Source organism: Lentzea sp. NPDC036955, from assembly GCF_055608005.1.
Genome location: NZ_JBVJRC010000003.1, coordinates 348,515 through 366,692 on the forward strand (window position 1 = coordinate 348,515; position 18,178 = coordinate 366,692).

The window sequence follows — 18,178 nt, forward strand, 5'->3', positions numbered from 1 at the left end:
CGTTGTGCCACGCGAAACGCGATACTCCCGAGTACAGGTACGCAGGAGGAGGTCATTGGTGGATCGGGGCGGCCCCGGAGCGCAGCATCGTCTGCCCGCGCATCCGGCACCTCTGCTCTCCGCGCAGGACGTGGCGCTCGTCGCGTTCCACCGCCCCCCGCAGGGGCGGCGCGGCTACGACGCGGCTGAGGTGGACGCATTTCTCGACCGGGTCGAGGACACCATGCGCAGCAAGGACATCCTCACGCGCGAGGACGTGCTGAACGTCAGGTTCCGCACGGCGACCCGTGATCCGGGTTATGACGTGAACGAGGTCAACGTGTTCATGGAGCTGGTGGCGGACACGCTGCGGTCCACTCCGCAACGCCAGCAGGCCGCCGCACCGGCCCAGGGTGCGCACGCCACGTCGCAGGCGCTCAGGCCCGCGGTGCGACTGTCCCCCGACGACGTTGCCGCCGTGCGCTTCCACAAGCCCAGACCGGGGACCCGCGGGTACCACGAGGGCCAGATCGACGCGTTCCTCGACCGCATCGAGGCCACCCTGCGCGGCGAGGACAACCTGACCGCCCAGCAGGTGCAGGACGCGGTGTTCGGTGAGACCGCTCCCGGCACGTTCGGCTACGACTCCGAGGACGTCGACACCTTCCTCGACCTGGTCGTGCTCATGTTCGAGACCGCTCCCCCGCCCGCACCCGCGGCCCCTCCGACGGCGCGGTTGCCGCAGCAGCGCCCGCTGCTCCAGGGACCGCCGCCGCGGCAGCAGCCCGCACCGAAGCCCCCGGCGGCACCACGTCCGCAGCTGGCCCCGCCGGTGCAGCCACAGGCCGCACTGCCCGCCTCGCCGCGCCCCGAGGCCGTTGCGGACGGGAAGCTCACCGCGAAGGACATCCGCAACGTCGCGTTCCACCGCCCTCCCCGCGGCCGCCGCGGTTACCAGGAGTCCCAGGTGGACGCTTTCCTCGACCGCATCGAGGCGACCCTGCTGGGGCAGGACAACCTGACGGGCAAGGACGTCCGCGACGTCCGCTTCTCCCGTCCGCTGATCGGCCGCCGCGGGTACGACGAGACCGAGGTGGACGCGTTCCTCGCCCAGATCGAGCAGCAGCTCTCCGGGCCGGTGCGCAGCATGCCGCAGGTGAAGTCGTGGAAGGACCTGCGCCAGCTGCGCATCCCGCAGGCGGCGTCCGGCCAGCGCGGCTACCGCACCGCGCAGGTCGACCGGGTGCTGGAGGAGATCGGCGTCGCGCTCGACGGCATGCTGGGGGCGACCTCCGAGGAGGTCGTGAAGACCCGCTTCAGCTACGCGCTGCTGACCGGTCAGGGCTACGACACGTCGTTCATCGACGAGCTGCTGCCCCAGCTGGCCGACGAACTGCGCCGCCGAGGCCGCTGACCCCTGTTGCTGCCGGCGTCTGCAAGTACTACCGACTCGCAGTTGGTGGTACTTGCAGACGCTCTCAGCCGCACAGGGAGTTGGGCGAGGAGAAGTAGCTGATGCCGTACGCGGTGTCCGTGCCGCCGTTGCGGCTCCAAGCCGTCACGCACGGGTGCTTGTCGGCCGAGCTGTAGAACTTGCCGTCTTCCTTCCACTGGCCGGACAACGTCCGCGTCCTGACCTTGAACAGCAGGCCGCGTCCCTTGTCGACCGACGCGCAGTACCCGGGAGCCGCCTCACCCGACGCGCCGTGCGACCCGAGGAACACGATCTGGGCCCTGGCGCTGCTGCCCTTGCTGATGCACACGCTGTAGCGCAGCGTGTCGGCCGCCGCGGCGGTGCCGGCACCGGCCAGGGTCAACGCCCCGGTCGTCGCCAGCGCACTGGCCGCCGCGACGATCCGCCTGCTCCACAACACCTTCACACCCATGGGATCCGCACTCTCCATCCGTTCGCAGTGGATCACCGGTGAGTCTGGTGCCGTGCGGGACCGGCTGGCGAGCCTCCGGCAGCGCCCGTAAGGATTCCGTTCGGTTTGGGGTCAGCCCTCGACGGCCTCGGCGGCTTCCATCCAGGCGGCCTCGACGTCGGACTCCTCGGCCAGCACGGACTTCAGCTCGGCGTCGAGCTTCAGCAGCCGGTCGGGGTCGGTGGCCGCCTCGGCGAGCGCCGCGTGCAGCTCGGCCTCCTTCTTGTGCAGCTGCTCCAGCCGCCGTTCCAGCCGGGCCAGCTCCTTGCGGGCGGCACGCTGGTCCGCGGCGTTCGACGGCGCCTTCTCCGCCGCGGGAGCGGCCGACTGCCGGTCGCGCACCGAGTCGCGGCGCCGCAGGTACTCCTCGATGCCGCCGGGCAGGTCGGTCAGGCCGCCGTCGCCGAACAGCGCCACGACCTTGTCGCACACGCGCTCGACGAGGTACCGGTCGTGCGAGATCACGACCAGCGTGCCCGGCCACGAGTCGAGCAGGTCCTCCAGCTGCTGCAACGTGTCGATGTCGAGGTCGTTGGTCGGCTCGTCGAGCAGCAGCACGTTCGGTTCGGCCATCAGCAGCCGGCACAGCTGCAACCGCCGCCGCTCGCCACCGGACAGGTCCGACACCGGCGTCCACTGCTTCTGCGACGAGAACCCGAACCGCTCGCCCAGCTGGGACGCGGACATCTCGTACTTGCCGAGCACGACCCGGCGTGCGACCTCCTCGATCGCCTCCAGCACGCGCATGGACCCGTTGAGGTCGAGCAGCTCCTGGGAGAGGTGCGCGATCTTCACGGTCTGACCCTGGATCCGCTTGCCCGTCTCGGGTGCGCGCTCACCGGCCAGCAGCCGCAGCAGCGTCGTCTTGCCGGAGCCGTTGACGCCGACCAGGCCGATCCGCTCGCCGGGCCCGATCCGCCACGTCAGGTCGCGCACCAGCACGCGGTCCGGAATGGACAGTGTGACGTCCTCGACCTCGACCACCGTGCGGCCCAGCCGCTTCTTGGCGAACGCGACGAGCTCGACGGTGTCGCGCACCGGCGGCACGTCCGCGATCAGCGCCTCGGCGGCTTCGATGCGGTAGCGCGGCTTCGACGTGCGGGCGGGAGCGCCCCGGCGCAGCCACGCGAGTTCCTTGCGGGCCAGGTTCTGCCGCTTCTCCTCGGCCGCGTCCGCGAGCCGCTGCCGCTCGGCGCGCGCGAAGATCCAGTCGGCGTACCCGCCCTCGTACTGCTCGACCTTGCCCTGCACCACTTCCCACGTGCGGTTGCAGACGGTGTCGAGGAACCACCGGTCGTGGGTGACGACGACGAGCGCGCACTTGCGGGCCAGCAGGTGCTCGGCGAGCCACCGCACACCCTCGACGTCGAGGTGGTTCGTGGGCTCGTCCAGCACGAGCAGCTCGAGGTCCTGGATCAACGCGGCCGCGAGCGCGACCCGGCGCCGTTCGCCACCGGACATCGTGGACACCACGGAGTCCAGGCCCAGCGCCGTGATGCCGAGTCCGTCCAAAATGGACCGAACACGCGCGTCGGAGGCCCACTCGTGCTCGGCGTCGAAGCCGAGCGGGTCGATGACCGCGTTGCGCACGGTCGACCCCTCCGGCAGCTCGGTCCGCTGCGTCACGACCGCCATCCGCAGGTCGCGCGAGCGCGACACCCGGCCGTCGTCGGCGGGTTCGACCCCGGCCAGCACCTCGAGCAGCGTCGTCTTGCCGCCGCCGTTCAGGCCGACGACGCCGATGCGGTCGCCCTCGTTGACGCCGAGCGACACGCCGTCGAGCAGCGGCCGGACGCTGAACGACTTCGACACGGACTCCAGGTTGACCAGGTTGGCCATCAAAACCTCACGACTCGTAAGAAACTGCCCGGTGAAGGCTACCCAGCACCGCCAACGCCCCCGCTCCCCGACCGCACGCGGGGACCCTACGTAACCCCCGAAGTGCACGCGGGGACCCTACGTACCCCCTAGGTGCACGCGGGGACCCTACGTACCCCCGAAGTGCACGCGGGGAGCTTGCGTACTCGTAGAGGGTACGAAAGCTCCCCGCGTGAGTTCCGGGATGCGGAAAACGGAGGGCGGGGTCAGGCGTGGACCTCGGGCGGGGTGGGCTTCGGTTCCTCGGTCGTGATCACCCGCGCACCGGGCACCGGGCCCTGTGCGACGCGCACGGTCCGGCACACACCCGCGCCCGCGAGCTCGGCAGCGACACGCACGGCCGTGTCGTTGTCCTCGCACAGGAACGCCGTCGTGGGACCCGAACCGGACACGATGCCGGCCAGCGCGCCCGCGTCGACGCCCGCGCGCAACGTGCGGCGCAGGTTCGGCCGCAGCGAGACGGCGGCGGCCTGCAGGTCGTTGCCCAGCAGCAGCGCGAGCTGGCGCGGGTCACCGGAGGACAGGCCCTCCAGCACCGCCTCGACCGCGCCGACGCGGGGCGGGTCGCCCTCGGTGCGCAGCCGGTCGAGCTCGTCGAACACGTCCGGCGTGGACAGTCCGCGCCGGTCGAACGCCAGCACCCAGTGGAACTGGTGGCGGGCCAGCACCGGCACGATCCGCTCGCCGCGGCCGGTGCCGAGCGCGGTGCCGCCGTAGAGGCAGAACGGGACGTCGGCGCCGAGCTTCGCGGCCAGCTCGGCCAGCTCGTCGCGGCTGATCTCCAGCCGCCACAGCGCGGCCAGGCCGACCAGGGTGGCCGCGGCGTCCGCGCTGCCACCGGCCATGCCGCCGGCGACGGGGATGGCCTTGCGGATCACGACGCGGACCTTGGGGTCGTCCGGGTCCTTGCCGACGTGGGCGGCGAGCAGCCGCACGGCACGCCAGGCGAGGTTGCCGGCACCGGTGGGCACCTGGTCGGCGCCCTCGCCGTGGACCTCGACGCCGGGCTCGTCCGCGACGGCGACGGTGACCTCGTCGGCCAGGGACAGCGCCTGGAAGATGGTCACCAGGTCGTGGTAGCCGTCCGGTCGCACGTCGCCGACGGCCAGGTGCAGGTTGACCTTGGCCGGGACGCGGACCGTGACCGGAGGGGGAACGACAGCGAGCACCTCGTCAGCCTACGGGCGATCGGCGTGTGCGGACTCCTCCCCCGGTCACCACGGGCCTCAGACCGGGATGACGGAGCCGTTGAAGGTCTGCTTGATGTAGTCCTTGACCTGCTGCGACGCCAGCAGCTCGGCGAGGTCCCTGATCCGCTTGTCGTCCTTGAGCTCGCTGCGGGTGACGAGGCCGTTGGCGTTGGGGTTGCCCTCGGCCTTCTCCAGCACCAGCGCGTCGGTGGCGGGCTTGAGCTGCGCGTCGATGGCGTAGTTGCCGTTGATCACCGCGGCGTCGGTGTCCTCCAGCGAGCGCGGCAGCTGGGCCGCCTCCAGGGGCACGAACTGCAGGTTCTTCGGGTTCTCCGCGACGTCGCGGACGGTCGGCTGGTCCACGGCCTTGAGCTTGATCAGGCCGTTGGCCTCCAGCAGCTTCAGGCCGCGGCCCTCGTTGGTGGCGTCGTTGGCGACCGCGACCTTGGCGTTCTGCGGCAGCTCGTCGACCTTCTTGACCTTCTTGGAGTACAGGCCCAGCGGCTCGACGTGCACGCCCTCGACCCACTCGACCTTCGCGCCGCTCTCCTTCGTGAACGTCGCCAGGTACGGGACGGTCTGGAAGTAGTTGGCGTCGAGCGAGCCGTCGACCAGTGCCGTGTTCGGCTGGATGTAGTCGGTGAACTCGACGACCTCGATCTTCAGGCCCTTGGAGGCCGCGAGGTTGTCGGCGACGTACTTGAGGATCTGCGCGTGCGGGACCGGCGAGACGCCGACCTTCAGCGTGTCCGAAGCGGACGAACCACCGGACGAGCAGGCGGACAGAGCGGTCAAACCGGTCAAAGCGGCAGCGATGAGGGCAGCACGAATGCGCATGACGTTCCTTTTGAGAATTGCTACTGGGTCAGACGGAGGCGTGCCGGCGTCGGTCCGACGCACGGGCGGCACGGGTGAAGCCGAACTGGATCACGGTGGTGAGCACGGCGAGCCACGCCACGGTGCTCCACAGGATCCGGTCGTTGAAGCGCTGGTAGCCCTCGCGGATGGCCAGGTCGCCGAGGCCACCGCCGCCGATCACGCCCGCCATGGCCGAGTAGCCGATGAGGGCGATGACCGTGACGCCGATGGCGTTGATGAGCGCCGGCAACGACTCGCGGATGAGCACGCTGCGCACGATCCTGAGCGTCGAGGCACCGGTCGTGATCGCGGCCTCGACCACGGTCACGTGCACCTCGGACAGGATGTTCTGCACGAGCCGCCCGACGAACGGGATCGCTCCCACGGCCAGCGGCACGATGACCGCCGTGCTGCCGATGGACCCGCCGACGATCAGGCGGGTCACGGACGTGAGGGCGACGAGCAGCACGATGAACGGCATCGAGCGGCCCAGGTCGGTGACGAAGCTGAGGGCCCTGTGCACCGCGGCGTTCGGCCGCAGCCCGCCCTTGGCGGTGAGCTGCAGCCAGACCCCGACGGGAACTCCGAGAACTGTGGCGATCACGGTGGAGACGCCGACCATGTACAGCGTCTCCCCGGTGGCCTCGACGAGGTAGCTCACCACGTCGGACCAGGGTGTTGCAGACCTCACGCAGCTACTCCCTGCGGCCCCTTCAGGGACCTCTGAACCGCGCCGCCGGCCTCACCGATCCACTCCAGCGCCGAGTCGGACCGCTCGCCGTTCAGGCCGAGGCGGAACCGCGCGACGGGGGTCTCGCCGAGGCGGGTGAGCCCGCCGCCGACGATGTTCAGCTCGACGCCGAACCGGTGCGCGGCCTCGGGCAGCAGCGCGCCGACCGCGGCGAACCCGACGAGCACGACGTCCGCGACGCGGTCGTAGGCGTTCTCGTTGATCGGGTTCAGGTCGACGGCGGGCAGCAGCGCGGAGCTCGTACGGCTGGCGGCGTTGTTGACGAGGTCGAGCACCTTGCCGTGCTCGACGACCTGGCCCTGCTCCAGGACCGCGACGTCATCGCAGATCTTGCGGACCACACCCATGTCGTGCGTGACGACGAGGACGGTCACACCCAGCTCTGCGCGCGCACGGTCGAGCACCGCCAGCACGGACCCGGTGGTCTCCGGGTCGAGTGCGCTGGTGGGCTCGTCGGCCAGCAGGACGGACGGGTTGGCGGCGAGGGCGCGCGCAACGGCGATGCGCTGGCGCTGCCCACCGGAGAGCTGGTCGGGGTAGGTGGCGGCCTTGTCGGTGAGCCCGACGAGGTCCAGCAGCTCGCCCACGCGGGTGCGCCGCTGCGGTCCCGGCACGCCGGCGGACTCCAGCGGCAACGCGATGTTGCCGGCCGCGGTCCGCTGCCGCAGCAGCGAGTCCCCTTGCGGCACAACGCCGATCTGCCGGCGGGCGGCACGCAGCGCCGAGCCGTCGAGCGAGGTGATGTCGGTGCCGTCGACGCGGATCGCACCCGAGTCGGGGCGCTCCAGCAGTGCGACGCAGCGGGCCAGCGTGGACTTGCCGGCGCCGCTCGGGCCGACGACGCCGAGCACGGTGCCGGCCTGGACGTCGAGGGTGACGCCGTTCAGCGCGTTGACACCCTGGAAGGACTTGGTGAGGTTTTCGACAGTGATCACTTCTGCTCCACGGCTGCGCGCGACGGCGCACGCTCCCGTTGTGCGGGGGTGCGCGGTCGAAGTTCTGCTCAGGTGTGTGCGCCACTCAGCGACCGAGTGCGCGTCAAAGGACTTTGAGAAGGCGCCTTAGACGAGGTGGCGACGACATGCAGAAGCGGTGCGACGGCACTGGTCGACGACTCGACGGCGCGTCAGCATTCGCGAGGTACCCACGTGATCCTCCATCGGTCCTGGCGTTAGCACCTGCCCGCATCCAGCGGGTGGTTGCTGCGACGTCGTAGAGCCAGGTCTCTCAGTCGCTCCGGATGGCAGTTAGCAGTCAACCGGACGGACGTTCGGTTGCGCAAGCCAGATTCGGATTCGTTCGACAGATCACACTGTTGGCCGAAGGATCGCCGGATCAGACCTCGGCGATCCGGACAAAGTCGATCACGCTCAACTGCTCGCCCCTGACCTGGGGATCGATGCCCGCTTCGGCCAGCAGTTCGTCGACGTGCGGCGTGTAGCTCTTGAGGGCGGCCCTGAGGGTCTTGCGGCGTTGCGCGAAGGCCGTGTCGACGATCTTGAACAGCTTGTTCTTGTCCACTGTGGACAACAGCTTTTCGTGGCGCTGGAAGGCAACCAGCCCGGAGTCGACGTTGGGCGCGGGCCAGAAGACGTTGCGCCCGACCGACCCCGCCTTGCGCGCGTCGGCGTACCAGGCGAGCTTCACGCTGGGCACCCCGTAGACCTTGCTGCCGGGCTTCGCCGCCATCCGGTCGGCGACCTCCGCCTGGACCATGACGAGCCCCTTGCGCAGGCTCGGCAGCTCGTGCAGGAGGTGCAGCACCACGGGCACCGCGACGTTGTACGGCAGGTTGGCGACGATCGCGGTCGGTTGTACCGGCAGGTCCTCTTGGGTGACTTTCATGGCGTCCTTGAGGACCACGTGGAGCTTGCCGGCGTTGGCCGGGTCGTGCTCCTGGACCGTCTGGGGCAGCCGGTGCGCCAACGGCGGGTCGATCTCGACCGCGACCACCTCAGCGGCCGCCGGGAGGAGCGCGAGGGTCAGCGAGCCCAGGCCGGGGCCGACCTCCAGGACGACGTCCTCGTCGGTCAGACCGGCGGCGGCGACGATCTTGCGGACCGTGTTGGGGTCGTGCACGAAGTTCTGGCCCAGCTTCTTGGTCGGGCGGATGCCCAGCTCTTCAGCTAGACGGCGGACTTCGGCGGGTCCCAACAGGCTCACCGGGGCATTGTCTCAGGTCACCCACCAAAGACCTCAGGTTGCCCACCGAAGACCTCAAGTCACCCACCGAAGACCCCCGCCCCCTGCTGCGACGAGTGCACGCGGGGAGCTTTCGTACTCACCTGGAGTACGAAAGGTCCCCGCGTGCGGTCAAGCAGAGGGGAGGGATGGGTGGGGAGGCGGGGTTACGGCAGGCCGAGCTTCGCGCGGCAGCCGGGCCACGCGGAGTACGTGCCGCCACGGCCGTCGCGGAGCTTGGTGGCGATGGCGATCTGCTGTTCGCGGGTCGCCTGGTGCGGCAGGGCCGCGTAGGCGGTGCCGCCGTAGGCCGCCCAGGTGCTCGCGTTGAACTGGAGGCCGCCGTAGTAGCCGTTGCCGGTGTTGATGGCCCAGTTGCCGCCGGCCTCGCACTTGGCCAGGCGGTCCCAGACCTCGCCGTCGGGGAGGGGCTTGGTGCCGACCGCGATCTTCTTCGGCTTCGGCTCCTTGGTGACCTTGCCGCCGATCTTCTCGCGGTTGATCTCCTTGCCGTTCTTCACCGTCACGCGGTAGGTGGAGATCTGCTCGCCGGCCTCGCCGGGCTCCAGGACCTTCTGCTGACCCTGGTTCAGGGTCGGGTCGTTGGTCTTCTCGACGGGCGGGGCGACCGGCTCGTTCACGTTGATGACCGTGACGCCGGTGCGGGAGATGTAGACCTCGGCGCCGGAGGCCAGGCGCACGTCGGTGCCGGCCTGGACCGCGTCCTCGGGACCGAGGGTGAGGTTCTCGCTCTTCAGCAGCTCGTCGACGGTGACGGCGGTGGTCTGGACCTCGCGGACCGGGTTCGCGCCGTCGAAGAGCTTGACGACCTTGCGGGTCTTCACCTCGAGGTTCATGCCGTCGAGGGGGACCTCGGAGCCGGTGGGCGCGGAGAACCACGAGCCGTCGACCGGGACGCCGAGCTGCTTGGCGGCCTCCTCGACGGTGACCGAGCGGACCCAGTCCTCACGGGACTGGCCGTCGACGCTCATCTTGAGCAGGCGGCCGCGGTCGAGGGTGATCTTGCCGCCGTCGGAGATCGGGGCGTTGAGCGACGGGGACAGCGCGTCGTGCTCGCCGACCCTGATGCCCTCCTCCGCGAGGACCTCGCCGACCGTGCCCTCGTAGGAGTGGACGGTCGAGGTGATGCCGTCGATGTCCACGGCCACGGACTTGTCCATCGCCATCGCGGTCACGCCACCGCCGGAGATGGAGACCAGGACCGCGGCGACCGCACCCTTGAGGAAGCGGCGCTTCCAGGACGAGACGGCCGTGACGAGGAGCTGCGGGTCCTCCTTCTCCTCTTCCTCCGTGGGGAGGACGAGGGGCGGCATGATCGTCGTCTCGGCGTTGATGAGCCGGATCAGCTCGTCGACGTCGACGTTCGCCGTCGCGAGGAGCTCGTCGGCGTCAGGGCCGAGCACCTCGAGCACGTCCGCGGGCGAGATCGTCAGCGCACCGGCGGGGAAGCTCGGGTGGGGGTCGGCCACCGCGACCGCGGTGTTCCCGACCGGCGTGAACCAGTCGGTGTCCTCGTTGAAGTCGTACGGAGCGGCAGTTCTGTCGCTACCAGACAAGGGTCGATACCTCCATTGCGGAAGCTCCGAGGCCACCGCACAGTTGGCGTTGACAAGATCATTCGAGTTGCAGCTCGAAGGTTCCCGGCAACTCCTCCTACGTGGTCTCGCTGCTTCGCGCTTCCGGCTTGGGACCCGCCCCGACTGCGGGCGTGCTCCGAACCGACAGGGTCGGTTCAGGTGGCACGGTCACGGGACAGTAACGGGGCAGCCGACGTTGCGCAAACACCCCCACCGATGTTGTGACCTCAGTCACCCGTAGAGGTAGGAACCCTTTGCTCCGTTCGTCTCAAGTCGCATCTCAGTGGCCAAGCCCGAAGAGTCGTTGAGCAGTACGGGTGACGGCGGCAGCGAGTTCAGAAAGATCTTCGCCACGCAGGGTGGCCAAGGCCCGAACTGTGTAATTCACACAATAGGGTTCGTTCGGCCGCCCCCGGAACGGGTGGGGCGTCAGGAAAGGCGCGTCCGTCTCGACGAGCAGCTGATCCTGCGGCACCAGCCGGGCCGCCTCCTGCAGGGCACGGGAGTTCTTGAACGTCACCGGGCCCGCGAACGACAGCACGTACCCCGCGTCCACGCACCGGCGCGCGAAGTCCGCGTCACCGGAGAAGCAGTGGAAGACCACTGTGGACGGTGCACCCTCGGCGTCGAGCACCTTGAGGACGTCCTCGTGCGCGTCCCGGTCGTGGATCATCAACGGCTTCCCGACGCGCTTGGAAAGGTCGATGTGCCAACGGAAAGCGTCTTGCTGCGCGGCCGGCGGCGAGTAGTCCCAGTAGTAGTCGAGACCGGTCTCGCCGATCGCCACGACGCGGTCGAACCGGGCCAGCCGCTCCAGCTCGGCCTTCTCCGCGTCGCCGAACGCGGCGGTGCGGGTCGGGTGGACCGCCACGGCCGCGTAGACCCGCGGGTCCCAGGTGGACGCCTCCGCGGCCCACTGCGCGGACTTCAGGTCGTCCGCGACCGTCACGACGTGCGAGACGCCGGCGGCCTCCGCCCGGTCCAGCAGCACGGCCACGTCGGCGGCGTCGACGGCACCGCACGCGTCGAGATGGGTGTGGGCGTCGACCACCGGCACCGGAAGGGCTTCCGGCACCGGCGGTCGTTCCCGCTTCTCCGCCACTAGTCGGTGACGATCGGGGCCCACTCGGGCCCGGTCTCGCCCAGCTTCGGGTCGAGCTTCGCGAACAGCGGCGAGGGCTTCTGCAGCGGCCGGCCGACCTCGATCGGCGTCGACTCCCACTTCGCCTGCTCGCCCGCGTAGTCACCGGTCAGCACCGGGTACGAGCGGTCGGGCACGTCGAGGTCGGTGACCTCGTCCATCGACGGCTGCGCGGCCCACACGCCCGTGCCGCCCAGCGCCTCGTGCACCTGCTGCGCCGAGTGCGGCAGGAACGGCGTCATGAGCGTGTTCGCGTCCTGCACGACCTGCAACGCCGTGTGCAGCACGGAGTCGCGGCGGTCCGGGTCGTCCTTGAGCTTCCACGGCTCCTGGTCGGACAGGTACTTGTTCGCCAGCGAGATCACGCGCATGGCCTCGCCGGAGGCCTGCTTGAACCGCGAGCGGCGCAGGTGCGCGCCGACCGTGTCGAACGCCGCCTTCGACTGGCGCAGCAGCTCGTGATCGGCGTCGGTCAGCGCGGTCGCCTTCGGGATGGCGCCGACGTTCTTGTGCGCCATGGAGATCGAGCGGTTGACCAGGTTGCCCCACTCGTTCGCCAGCTCGAAGTTGGTCCGGCGGACGAACTCCTCCCAGGTGAAGTCGGTGTCCTGGTTCTCGGGACCCGCGACGGAGATGAAGTACCGCAGCGCGTCCGGCCCGAACTCCTTCAGGAAGTCGCCGACGTAGATCACGGTGCCGCGCGAGGTGGAGAACTTCGAGCCGCTCATCGTCAGGTACTCCGACGACACGACCTCGGTCGGCAGGTTCAGCGTGCCGAACCGGCCGGGCTCGCCGCCCTTGTCGCCCGCGCCGTTCTGGCCCAGCAGCAGCGACGGCCAGATCAGCGAGTGGAAGACGATGTTGTCCTTGCCCATGAAGTAGTAGCCCTGGGCGTCACCGGTCCAGAACTCCTTCCAGGCGTCGGGGTTCCCAGTGCGCCGTGCCCACTCGACGGACGCGCTCAGGTACCCGATGACGGCGTCGAACCACACGTAGAACCGCTTCATCGGCTGGTCGCTCCACCCGTCGAGCGGGATCGGCACACCCCAGTCGAGGTCGCGGGTGATGGCGCGCGGCCGCAGGTCCTTGATCAGGTTCTGCGAGAACTTGAGCACGTTCGGCCGCCACTCGGACCGCGTGCCCATCCACGAGCCCAGCGACTCGATGAACGAGGGCAGGTCGAGGAACAGGTGCTCGGTCTCGACGAACTTCGGCGTCTCGCCGTTGATCCGCGAGCGCGGGTTCTTCAGGTCGATCGGGTCGAGCTGGTTGCCGCAGTTGTCGCACTGGTCGCCGCGCGCGCCGTCGTAGCCGCAGATCGGGCAGGTGCCCTCGATGAAGCGGTCGGGCAGCGTCCGGCCGGTCGACGGGCTGATGGCGCCCATCTCGACCTTGGGGATGACGTAGCCGTTCTTCCACAGCGCGGAGAACAGGTCCTGCACCACCTGGTAGTGGTTGCCGGTGGTGGTGCGGGTGAAGAGGTCGTAGGACAGGCCGAGGCCCTGCAGGTCGGAGGCGATGACGCGGTTGTACTTGTCGGCGAGCTCGCGGGCCGTCAGGCCCTCCTTCTCGGCCTGCACCTGGATGGGCGTGCCGTGCTCGTCCGTGCCGCTGACCATGAGCACCCGGTGTCCGGACATTCGCATGTAGCGGGAGAAGACGTCGGACGGGACACCGAAACCGGAGACGTGACCGATGTGCCTGGGGCCGTTGGCATAAGGCCAGGCCACCGCGGTCAGTACGGAGGCACTCATGTGCATAGCCTACGGAGGCGGTGCCAGCCGCTTTTCACTGCATGGGAGGTCGGTTTGTCCGCGACCAGGATGCTGGTGCTCGGCGTGGTCAAGCTCGTCGGCGAGGCGCACGGCTACCAGGTGCGCCGTGAGCTGCAGTCGTGGTCGGCGGAGTCTTGGGCGAACGTGCAGCCAGGTTCGATCTACCACGCGCTGAAGTCGCTGGCCAAGGACGGACTGCTGGAACCGGTCGGCACCGAGTCCCGCGAGGGCCCCGCCCGCACCTCCTACCGGATCACGCCGTCCGGTGAGCACGAGCTGGACGACCTCCTCGCGCACGCGCTCGCGAACCCGGCCGCCGGCAACGACGAGGTGTCCGCGGGCGTCGCGATGCTCACCCTCGTCCCGCGCAAGCAGGCCGTCGTGCTGCTGAAGAACCGCCTCGCAGGCCTGGAGGGGCAGCTCACCCCGACCCGGCACGGCATCACCTCGATGCCGGAGATGAGCAAGCCCGCGCACGTCAGCGAGCTGTTTCGACTGTGGCTCGTCCACCTCGAAGGTCAGGTCCGGTGGACTCGGGAGCTGATCGAACGCCTGGAGGCCGGTGCGTACGAACTTCGGGACTAGTCAAACTTGAATAGTCCCGACTAGCCTCTGGTCAAACTTGACTAGAGGGGGTTCCGGCATGATCAAGGCACGCGGCCTCGCACGCCGCTTCACGACGAAGGCCGGTCCGGTGGACGCGGTGCGCGGCGTCGACATCGACGTCGCCGAGGGCGAGCTCGTCGGGTTCCTCGGACCCAACGGCGCCGGCAAGTCGACGACGCTGCGCATGCTCACGACACTGCTGCGGCCCACGGCGGGCGAAGCGCTCGTCGCCGGGCACGACCTGCTCACCGACCCGGCGGGCGTGCGCCGCAACATCGGCTACGTCGGCCAGAAGCCCGGCGCGGGCCTGGACCAGCGGGTCGCCGACGAGCTGGAGCTCCAGGCCCGGTTCTACGGCCTTTCCCGGCACGACGCCCGCAGGAAGGTCGCCGGCCTGCTCGAACGGTTCGACCTGACCGGGCTGGAGCAGCGCGGCGTCGGCACGCTCTCCGGCGGCCAGCAGCGCAGGCTCGACCTCGCGATGGGCATGCTGCACGACCCGCGGCTGCTGTTCCTCGACGAACCGTCCACCGCGCTCGACCCGCAGAGCCGCCGCAACCTGTGGGACCACATCCGGCAGCTCAGGGCCGACGGCGTGACGGTCTTCCTGACCACCCACTACCTCGACGAGGCCGACCACCTCAGCGACCGGCTGCTCGTCATCGACCAGGGCACGATCGTCGCCGAGGGGTCGCCGGACGAGCTGAAGCACCGCGTCTCCGGCGACCTGGTCGTGCTCGGCACGCCGCAGGCCGCGCTGGTCGCGACCAAGTTCGCCGACGCCGCCGTGGACGGCGAGGAGGTCAGCTTCCGCATCCCGAACGGCGACCGCGCGCTGCCGTCGTTGCTGAAGGACCTCGACAACATCGGTGTCGAGCTGCACTCCGTCCAGGTGCACCGGCCGACGCTCGACGACGTGTTCCTGACCATGACCGGCCGCTCACTGCGGGAGGACAGCAATGCTGCGTGACACCTGGCTCGTGTTCTGGCGGGTGATGCTGCCCGTGCTGCGCAACCCCGTGGCGGTGGTCTTCGGCATCGCCCAGCCGTTGCTCTACCTCGGGCTCTTCGGGCCGTTGCTGGGCGAGGGCGGCTGGCAGTGGTTCGTGCCGGGCCTGCTGGTGCAGATGGCGTTGTTCGGCACGGCCTACGCGGGCTTCTCGCTGCTGCCGGAGGTGCGCACGGGCGTGATGGAACGCCTGCGGGTCACCCCGGTCAGCCGGGTCGCGCTGCTCGTCGGGCGGGTCGGCAAGGACGTGGTGCTGCTGGTCGTGCAGAGCCTGTTGATCATGCTGGCCGCGATGCTGTTCGGCTTCCGGGCGTCGGCGGGGCAGGTGCTGCTCGGCCTCGGGCTGGTGGCGTTGCTCGGCGTCGCGATCGGCTCGGTGTCGTACGCGATCGCGTTGAAGGTGAAGCTGGAGTACGTCTTCGCGTCCGTGCTGTCGGCGTCCATCGTGCCGTTGATGCTGTTGAGCGGCGTGCTGCTGCCCATGTCGAACGGCCCGCAGTGGCTCTACTGGCTGTCGCGGGTCAACCCGCTGGCGCACGTCGTGGACGCCGAGCGGTCGATCTTCAACCCCGGCACGGTGACGTACGGGCTGATCTCGGTCGCGCTGCTGGTCGTGGCCGGCGTGCTCTACGGCATCCGCACGTTCAACCGGGAGTCAGCTTGAGGAACGCGGGGGCCTCGCGTTTCCCCCAGGGGAACGCGGGAGTCCCGCGTTCCCCTGAAAAGGCAGGTCAGCTTGACCTGACCGCCGCGTCGTAGAGCGTCTTCTTGCTGATCCCGGCCGCCTCCGCGACCTCGGCGGCGGCCGACTTCATCCGCTCCCCGTCGGCGACGCGCTGCCTGACCTCGGCGACGAGCGTGTCGAGGTCCGGCGTGTCCGCCACGGGGGCGGGGCCGAGCACCACGGTGATCTCGCCGCGTGCGCCGTCCACGGCCCACGCGGCGAGTTCGGCCAGCGACCCGCGCACGACCTCCTCGTACTTCTTCGTGAGCTCGCGGCACACGGCGGCACGGCGGCCGGGCCCGAGCACCTCGACGGCGTCCTGGAGCGTGTCCGCGAGCCGGTGCGGGGCCTCGAAGAAGACGACGGTGCGCTGCTCGGTGGCCAACGGGGCGAACCAGCGCTTGCGCTCACCGGACTTGCGCGGCGGGAACCCGTCGAACGCGAACCGGTCGCTCGGCAGCCCGGACAGCGCCAGCGCCGTCGTGACCGCGGACGGCCCCGGCAGGCACGTGACGGTGATGTCCTGCTCGACACACGCGGCGACGAGCCGGTAGCCCGGATCGGACACCGACGGCATGCCGGCGTCCGTCACGAGCAGCACGGTCTCGCCGCCGTGCAGCGACTCGAGGAGCCCCGGCAGGCGCGCCTGCTCGACCTGGTCGTAGAAGCTGATCACCCGCCCGGAGGGTTTGACCTGCAGTGCCGCCGCGAGGCTGTGCAGTCTGCGGGTGTCCTCCGCGGCGATGACGTCCGCCGTCGCCAACGCCTCCACCAGGCGCGCGGAGGCGTCGCGGATGTCGCCGAGCGGAGTAGCGGCGAGGACCAGACGGCCTGAACCGGATACAGGACTCACGTGGTTCACCCTACGATCGGCGACGTGACAGTCCTCGTGCAGCCAGGAGAGGCGCCCGCCGCCGTCGCGGAGGAACCGCGGACGGACCGCGCGGCGGCCCTCGACCCACCTCCGCACGGCAACCGGTTGCGCGGGTGGCTGGTCACGATCGCCGTGACGCTGATCGGCGCGGTCGTGCGGTTCTGGAACGTCGGGTACCCGACGGACAAGGGCACGCCGATCTTCGACGAGAAGCACTACGTGCCGCAGGCGGCGCAGGTGCTGCGCAACGGCGGCTACGAGGACAACCCCGGCTACGAGCTGATCGTCCACCCGCCGCTCGCCAAGCAGCTCATGGCCATCGGCCAGGCGCTCTTCGGCTACGACGGCATCGGCTGGCGGTTCGCCTCCGCACTGGCGGGCGCGATCACGATCCTGCTGATCGTGCGGATCGCCCGCCGCCTGACCCGCTCGGACCTGCTGGGCGCGCTGGCGGGCGTGCTGCTCATCGCGGACGGCGTCTCGCACGTCCAGTCCCGGATGGGCATGCTCGACATCTTCCTGGCGCTGTTCGTGGTCGCCGCGTTCGGCTGCCTGGTCGTGGACCGCGAACAGGTGCGGGAACGGCTCGCGGTCGCCGTGCGCGAGGGTTTCGTGACGAACTCGGCCTTCGGCCCGTGGCTGGGCTTCCGCTGGTGGCGCTTCGGCGCGGGCGTGATGCTCGGCCTGGCGTGCGGCATCAAGTGGTCGGGCATCTGGTACATCGCGGCGTTCGGCCTGCTGACGGTCGTCTGGACCGCACTGGCACGGCGGGCGGCCGGCGTCGAGGAGCCGTGGCTCGGGTCGATCGCGAAGGACGTCCTGCCCTCGCTGGGCGGTCTGGTCGCGATCCCGGTCCTGGTGTACCTGGTGACGTGGTTCCCGTGGATGGCCAGCGAGACCGGCATCGACCGGCACGTGGTCGGCACGAAGGTGCAGGACATCAGCTACGTCCCGGACGTGCTCCAGTCGCTCTGGTACAACGCGAAGAACGTCTACAAGTTCCACGTCGAGCTGGTCACCTCGGAGACCAACCGGCACCCGTGGGAGTCGAAGCCGTGGACGTGGCCGATGGGCCTGCGCCCGATGCTCTACTACTACGACAACTCGGTGACCGGCTGCGGCCAGGCCTCGTGCCTCGGCGCGATCATGCTGATCGGCACCCCGGCGCTGTGGTGGGTGGCGTTCCCGGCGATCGGCTGGGCGATCTGGCGGGCCGTCGGCAGCCTGGACTGGCGCTACGCCGGCGTGCTCGTCGGCTACCTGGCGGGCCTGCTGCCGTGGTTCCTCAACCTCGACCGGCAGATGTACTTCTTCTACGTCACGCCGATGGCACCGTTCCTGGTGCTGCTGATCGTGCTGGCGCTGGGCGAGGTCCTCGGCCGTGCGCGCGCGGGCTCCGAACGCCGCGGCACCGGTCTGCTGGTCGTGGCGCTGTACGTCGGCATCGTGGTGGCGAACTTCGTGTGGCTGTGGCCGATCCTCAACGGCAACCCGATCACGCCGGAGATGTGGCAGCAACAGCTGTGGCTGCCCAGCTGGCGCTGAGCGGTCGCGGCCGGTGCGCGGGTGAGTGGTGAGGCGATCGGCGGAAACCGCCTCACCACTCTTCGCGGGGCATCGCGGTGGTGCTCCGATGCCGGGGCTTCGCGGGTGGACCACCGCCTAGGTCGTTGGCGACGAAACAACCGT

16 protein-coding genes and 1 riboswitch are annotated in these 18,178 nt (G+C 69.8%); of the genes, 5 read left to right on the top strand and 11 right to left on the bottom strand.

Annotated features, from left to right (window positions below; all coding sequences use genetic code 11):
• The first annotated feature begins 58 nt into the window (after positions 1-58).
• Entirely contained in the window at positions 59-1,393 is a 1,335-nt protein-coding gene (locus ACZ7CF_RS10830; RefSeq protein ID WP_470369477.1) for a DivIVA domain-containing protein, read from the top strand.
• Positions 1,394-1,457: 64 nt separating this feature from the next.
• On the opposite strand, the gene ACZ7CF_RS10835 is transcribed toward ACZ7CF_RS10830, so the two are convergent.
• The 10 genes from ACZ7CF_RS10835 to metG all read right to left on the bottom strand — a co-directional run bounded on the left by ACZ7CF_RS10835 (position 1,458) and on the right by metG (position 13,255).
• Complete coding sequence (locus ACZ7CF_RS10835) at positions 1,458-1,865, bottom strand: hypothetical protein (RefSeq protein ID WP_360385853.1); 408 nt, start codon at positions 1,863-1,865, stop codon at positions 1,458-1,460.
• A 111-nt stretch (positions 1,866-1,976) separates the two neighbouring features.
• Positions 1,977-3,743, bottom strand: a complete 1,767-nt coding sequence (locus ACZ7CF_RS10840; RefSeq protein ID WP_360385851.1) for an ABC-F family ATP-binding cassette domain-containing protein — start codon at positions 3,741-3,743, stop codon at positions 1,977-1,979.
• A 245-nt stretch (positions 3,744-3,988) separates the two neighbouring features.
• On the bottom strand, positions 3,989-4,951 hold the full coding sequence (locus ACZ7CF_RS10845) for a 4-(cytidine 5'-diphospho)-2-C-methyl-D-erythritol kinase (protein WP_360385849.1): 963 nt from the start codon (positions 4,949-4,951) through the stop codon (positions 3,989-3,991).
• 57 nt (positions 4,952-5,008) lie between these two features.
• Positions 5,009-5,809: a MetQ/NlpA family ABC transporter substrate-binding protein gene (locus ACZ7CF_RS10850; protein ID WP_470369478.1), complete on the bottom strand. Its 801-nt coding sequence runs from the start codon at positions 5,807-5,809 to the stop codon at positions 5,009-5,011.
• A gap of 28 nt (positions 5,810-5,837) precedes the next feature.
• Positions 5,838-6,521 carry a methionine ABC transporter permease gene (locus ACZ7CF_RS10855; RefSeq protein WP_360385845.1) on the bottom strand — a complete coding sequence of 228 codons (684 nt, stop codon included), beginning with the start codon at positions 6,519-6,521 and terminating at the stop codon, positions 5,838-5,840.
• Complete coding sequence (locus ACZ7CF_RS10860; protein ID WP_470369479.1) at positions 6,518-7,516, bottom strand: methionine ABC transporter ATP-binding protein; 999 nt, start codon at positions 7,514-7,516, stop codon at positions 6,518-6,520. The genes ACZ7CF_RS10855 and ACZ7CF_RS10860 overlap by 4 nt, the downstream gene beginning before the upstream one ends.
• Positions 7,517-7,734: 218 nt before the next feature.
• A riboswitch (SAM riboswitch) is annotated at positions 7,735-7,828 on the bottom strand.
• An 88-nt stretch (positions 7,829-7,916) separates the two neighbouring features.
• Positions 7,917-8,738: a 16S rRNA (adenine(1518)-N(6)/adenine(1519)-N(6))-dimethyltransferase RsmA gene (rsmA, locus tag ACZ7CF_RS10865; RefSeq protein WP_360386659.1), complete on the bottom strand. Its 822-nt coding sequence runs from the start codon at positions 8,736-8,738 to the stop codon at positions 7,917-7,919.
• 191 nt (positions 8,739-8,929) lie between these two features.
• Positions 8,930-10,339: a transglycosylase family protein gene (locus ACZ7CF_RS10870; protein ID WP_360385841.1), complete on the bottom strand. Its 1,410-nt coding sequence runs from the start codon at positions 10,337-10,339 to the stop codon at positions 8,930-8,932.
• Positions 10,340-10,640: 301 nt separating this feature from the next.
• Positions 10,641-11,435, bottom strand: coding sequence for a TatD family hydrolase (locus ACZ7CF_RS10875; protein WP_470369480.1), 795 nt, complete (start codon positions 11,433-11,435; stop codon positions 10,641-10,643).
• A 26-nt stretch (positions 11,436-11,461) separates the two neighbouring features.
• Positions 11,462-13,255, bottom strand: coding sequence for a methionine--tRNA ligase (metG, locus tag ACZ7CF_RS10880; RefSeq protein WP_360385837.1), 1,794 nt, complete (start codon positions 13,253-13,255; stop codon positions 11,462-11,464).
• Positions 13,256-13,309: 54 nt separating this feature from the next.
• Between metG and ACZ7CF_RS10885 the strand changes: the two genes are divergently transcribed.
• From ACZ7CF_RS10885 to ACZ7CF_RS10895, 3 genes are read left to right on the top strand one after another with little or no spacing between them, the layout of a single operon-like run.
• Complete coding sequence (locus ACZ7CF_RS10885) at positions 13,310-13,861, top strand: PadR family transcriptional regulator (protein WP_470369481.1); 552 nt, start codon at positions 13,310-13,312, stop codon at positions 13,859-13,861.
• Positions 13,862-13,919: 58 nt separating this feature from the next.
• A complete protein-coding gene (locus tag ACZ7CF_RS10890) occupies positions 13,920-14,852 on the top strand; it encodes an ATP-binding cassette domain-containing protein (RefSeq protein WP_470369482.1) in 933 nt (310 codons plus the stop codon).
• Positions 14,842-15,555, top strand: a complete 714-nt coding sequence (locus ACZ7CF_RS10895) for an ABC transporter permease (RefSeq protein ID WP_360385831.1) — start codon at positions 14,842-14,844, stop codon at positions 15,553-15,555. Before ACZ7CF_RS10890 ends, ACZ7CF_RS10895 begins: the two co-directional genes overlap by 11 nt.
• A gap of 67 nt (positions 15,556-15,622) precedes the next feature.
• Here ACZ7CF_RS10895 and rsmI read toward each other — a convergent pair whose 3' ends face one another.
• A complete protein-coding gene (gene rsmI / locus ACZ7CF_RS10900) occupies positions 15,623-16,468 on the bottom strand; it encodes a 16S rRNA (cytidine(1402)-2'-O)-methyltransferase (RefSeq protein WP_458429452.1) in 846 nt (281 codons plus the stop codon).
• 24 nt (positions 16,469-16,492) lie between these two features.
• On the opposite strand from rsmI, the gene ACZ7CF_RS10905 reads away from it, so the two are divergent.
• Positions 16,493-18,034, top strand: a complete 1,542-nt coding sequence (locus tag ACZ7CF_RS10905; RefSeq protein WP_360385827.1) for a dolichyl-phosphate-mannose--protein mannosyltransferase — start codon at positions 16,493-16,495, stop codon at positions 18,032-18,034.
• Positions 18,035-18,178 lie beyond the last annotated feature (144 nt).

Coding starts and splice junctions, on each gene's coding strand:
- ACZ7CF_RS10850 (WP_470369478.1), bottom strand. CDS start 5,809: ATGCGCATTCGTGCTGCCCTCATCGCTGCCGCTTTGACCGGTTTGACC.
- ACZ7CF_RS10835 (WP_360385853.1), bottom strand. CDS start 1,865: ATGGGTGTGAAGGTGTTGTGGAGCAGGCGGATCGTCGCGGCGGCCAGT.
- metG (WP_360385837.1), bottom strand. CDS start 13,255: ATGAGTGCCTCCGTACTGACCGCGGTGGCCTGGCCTTATGCCAACGGC.
- ACZ7CF_RS10895 (WP_360385831.1), top strand. CDS start 14,842: ATGCTGCGTGACACCTGGCTCGTGTTCTGGCGGGTGATGCTGCCCGTG.
- ACZ7CF_RS10890 (WP_470369482.1), top strand. CDS start 13,920: ATGATCAAGGCACGCGGCCTCGCACGCCGCTTCACGACGAAGGCCGGT.
- ACZ7CF_RS10840 (WP_360385851.1), bottom strand. CDS start 3,743: ATGGCCAACCTGGTCAACCTGGAGTCCGTGTCGAAGTCGTTCAGCGTC.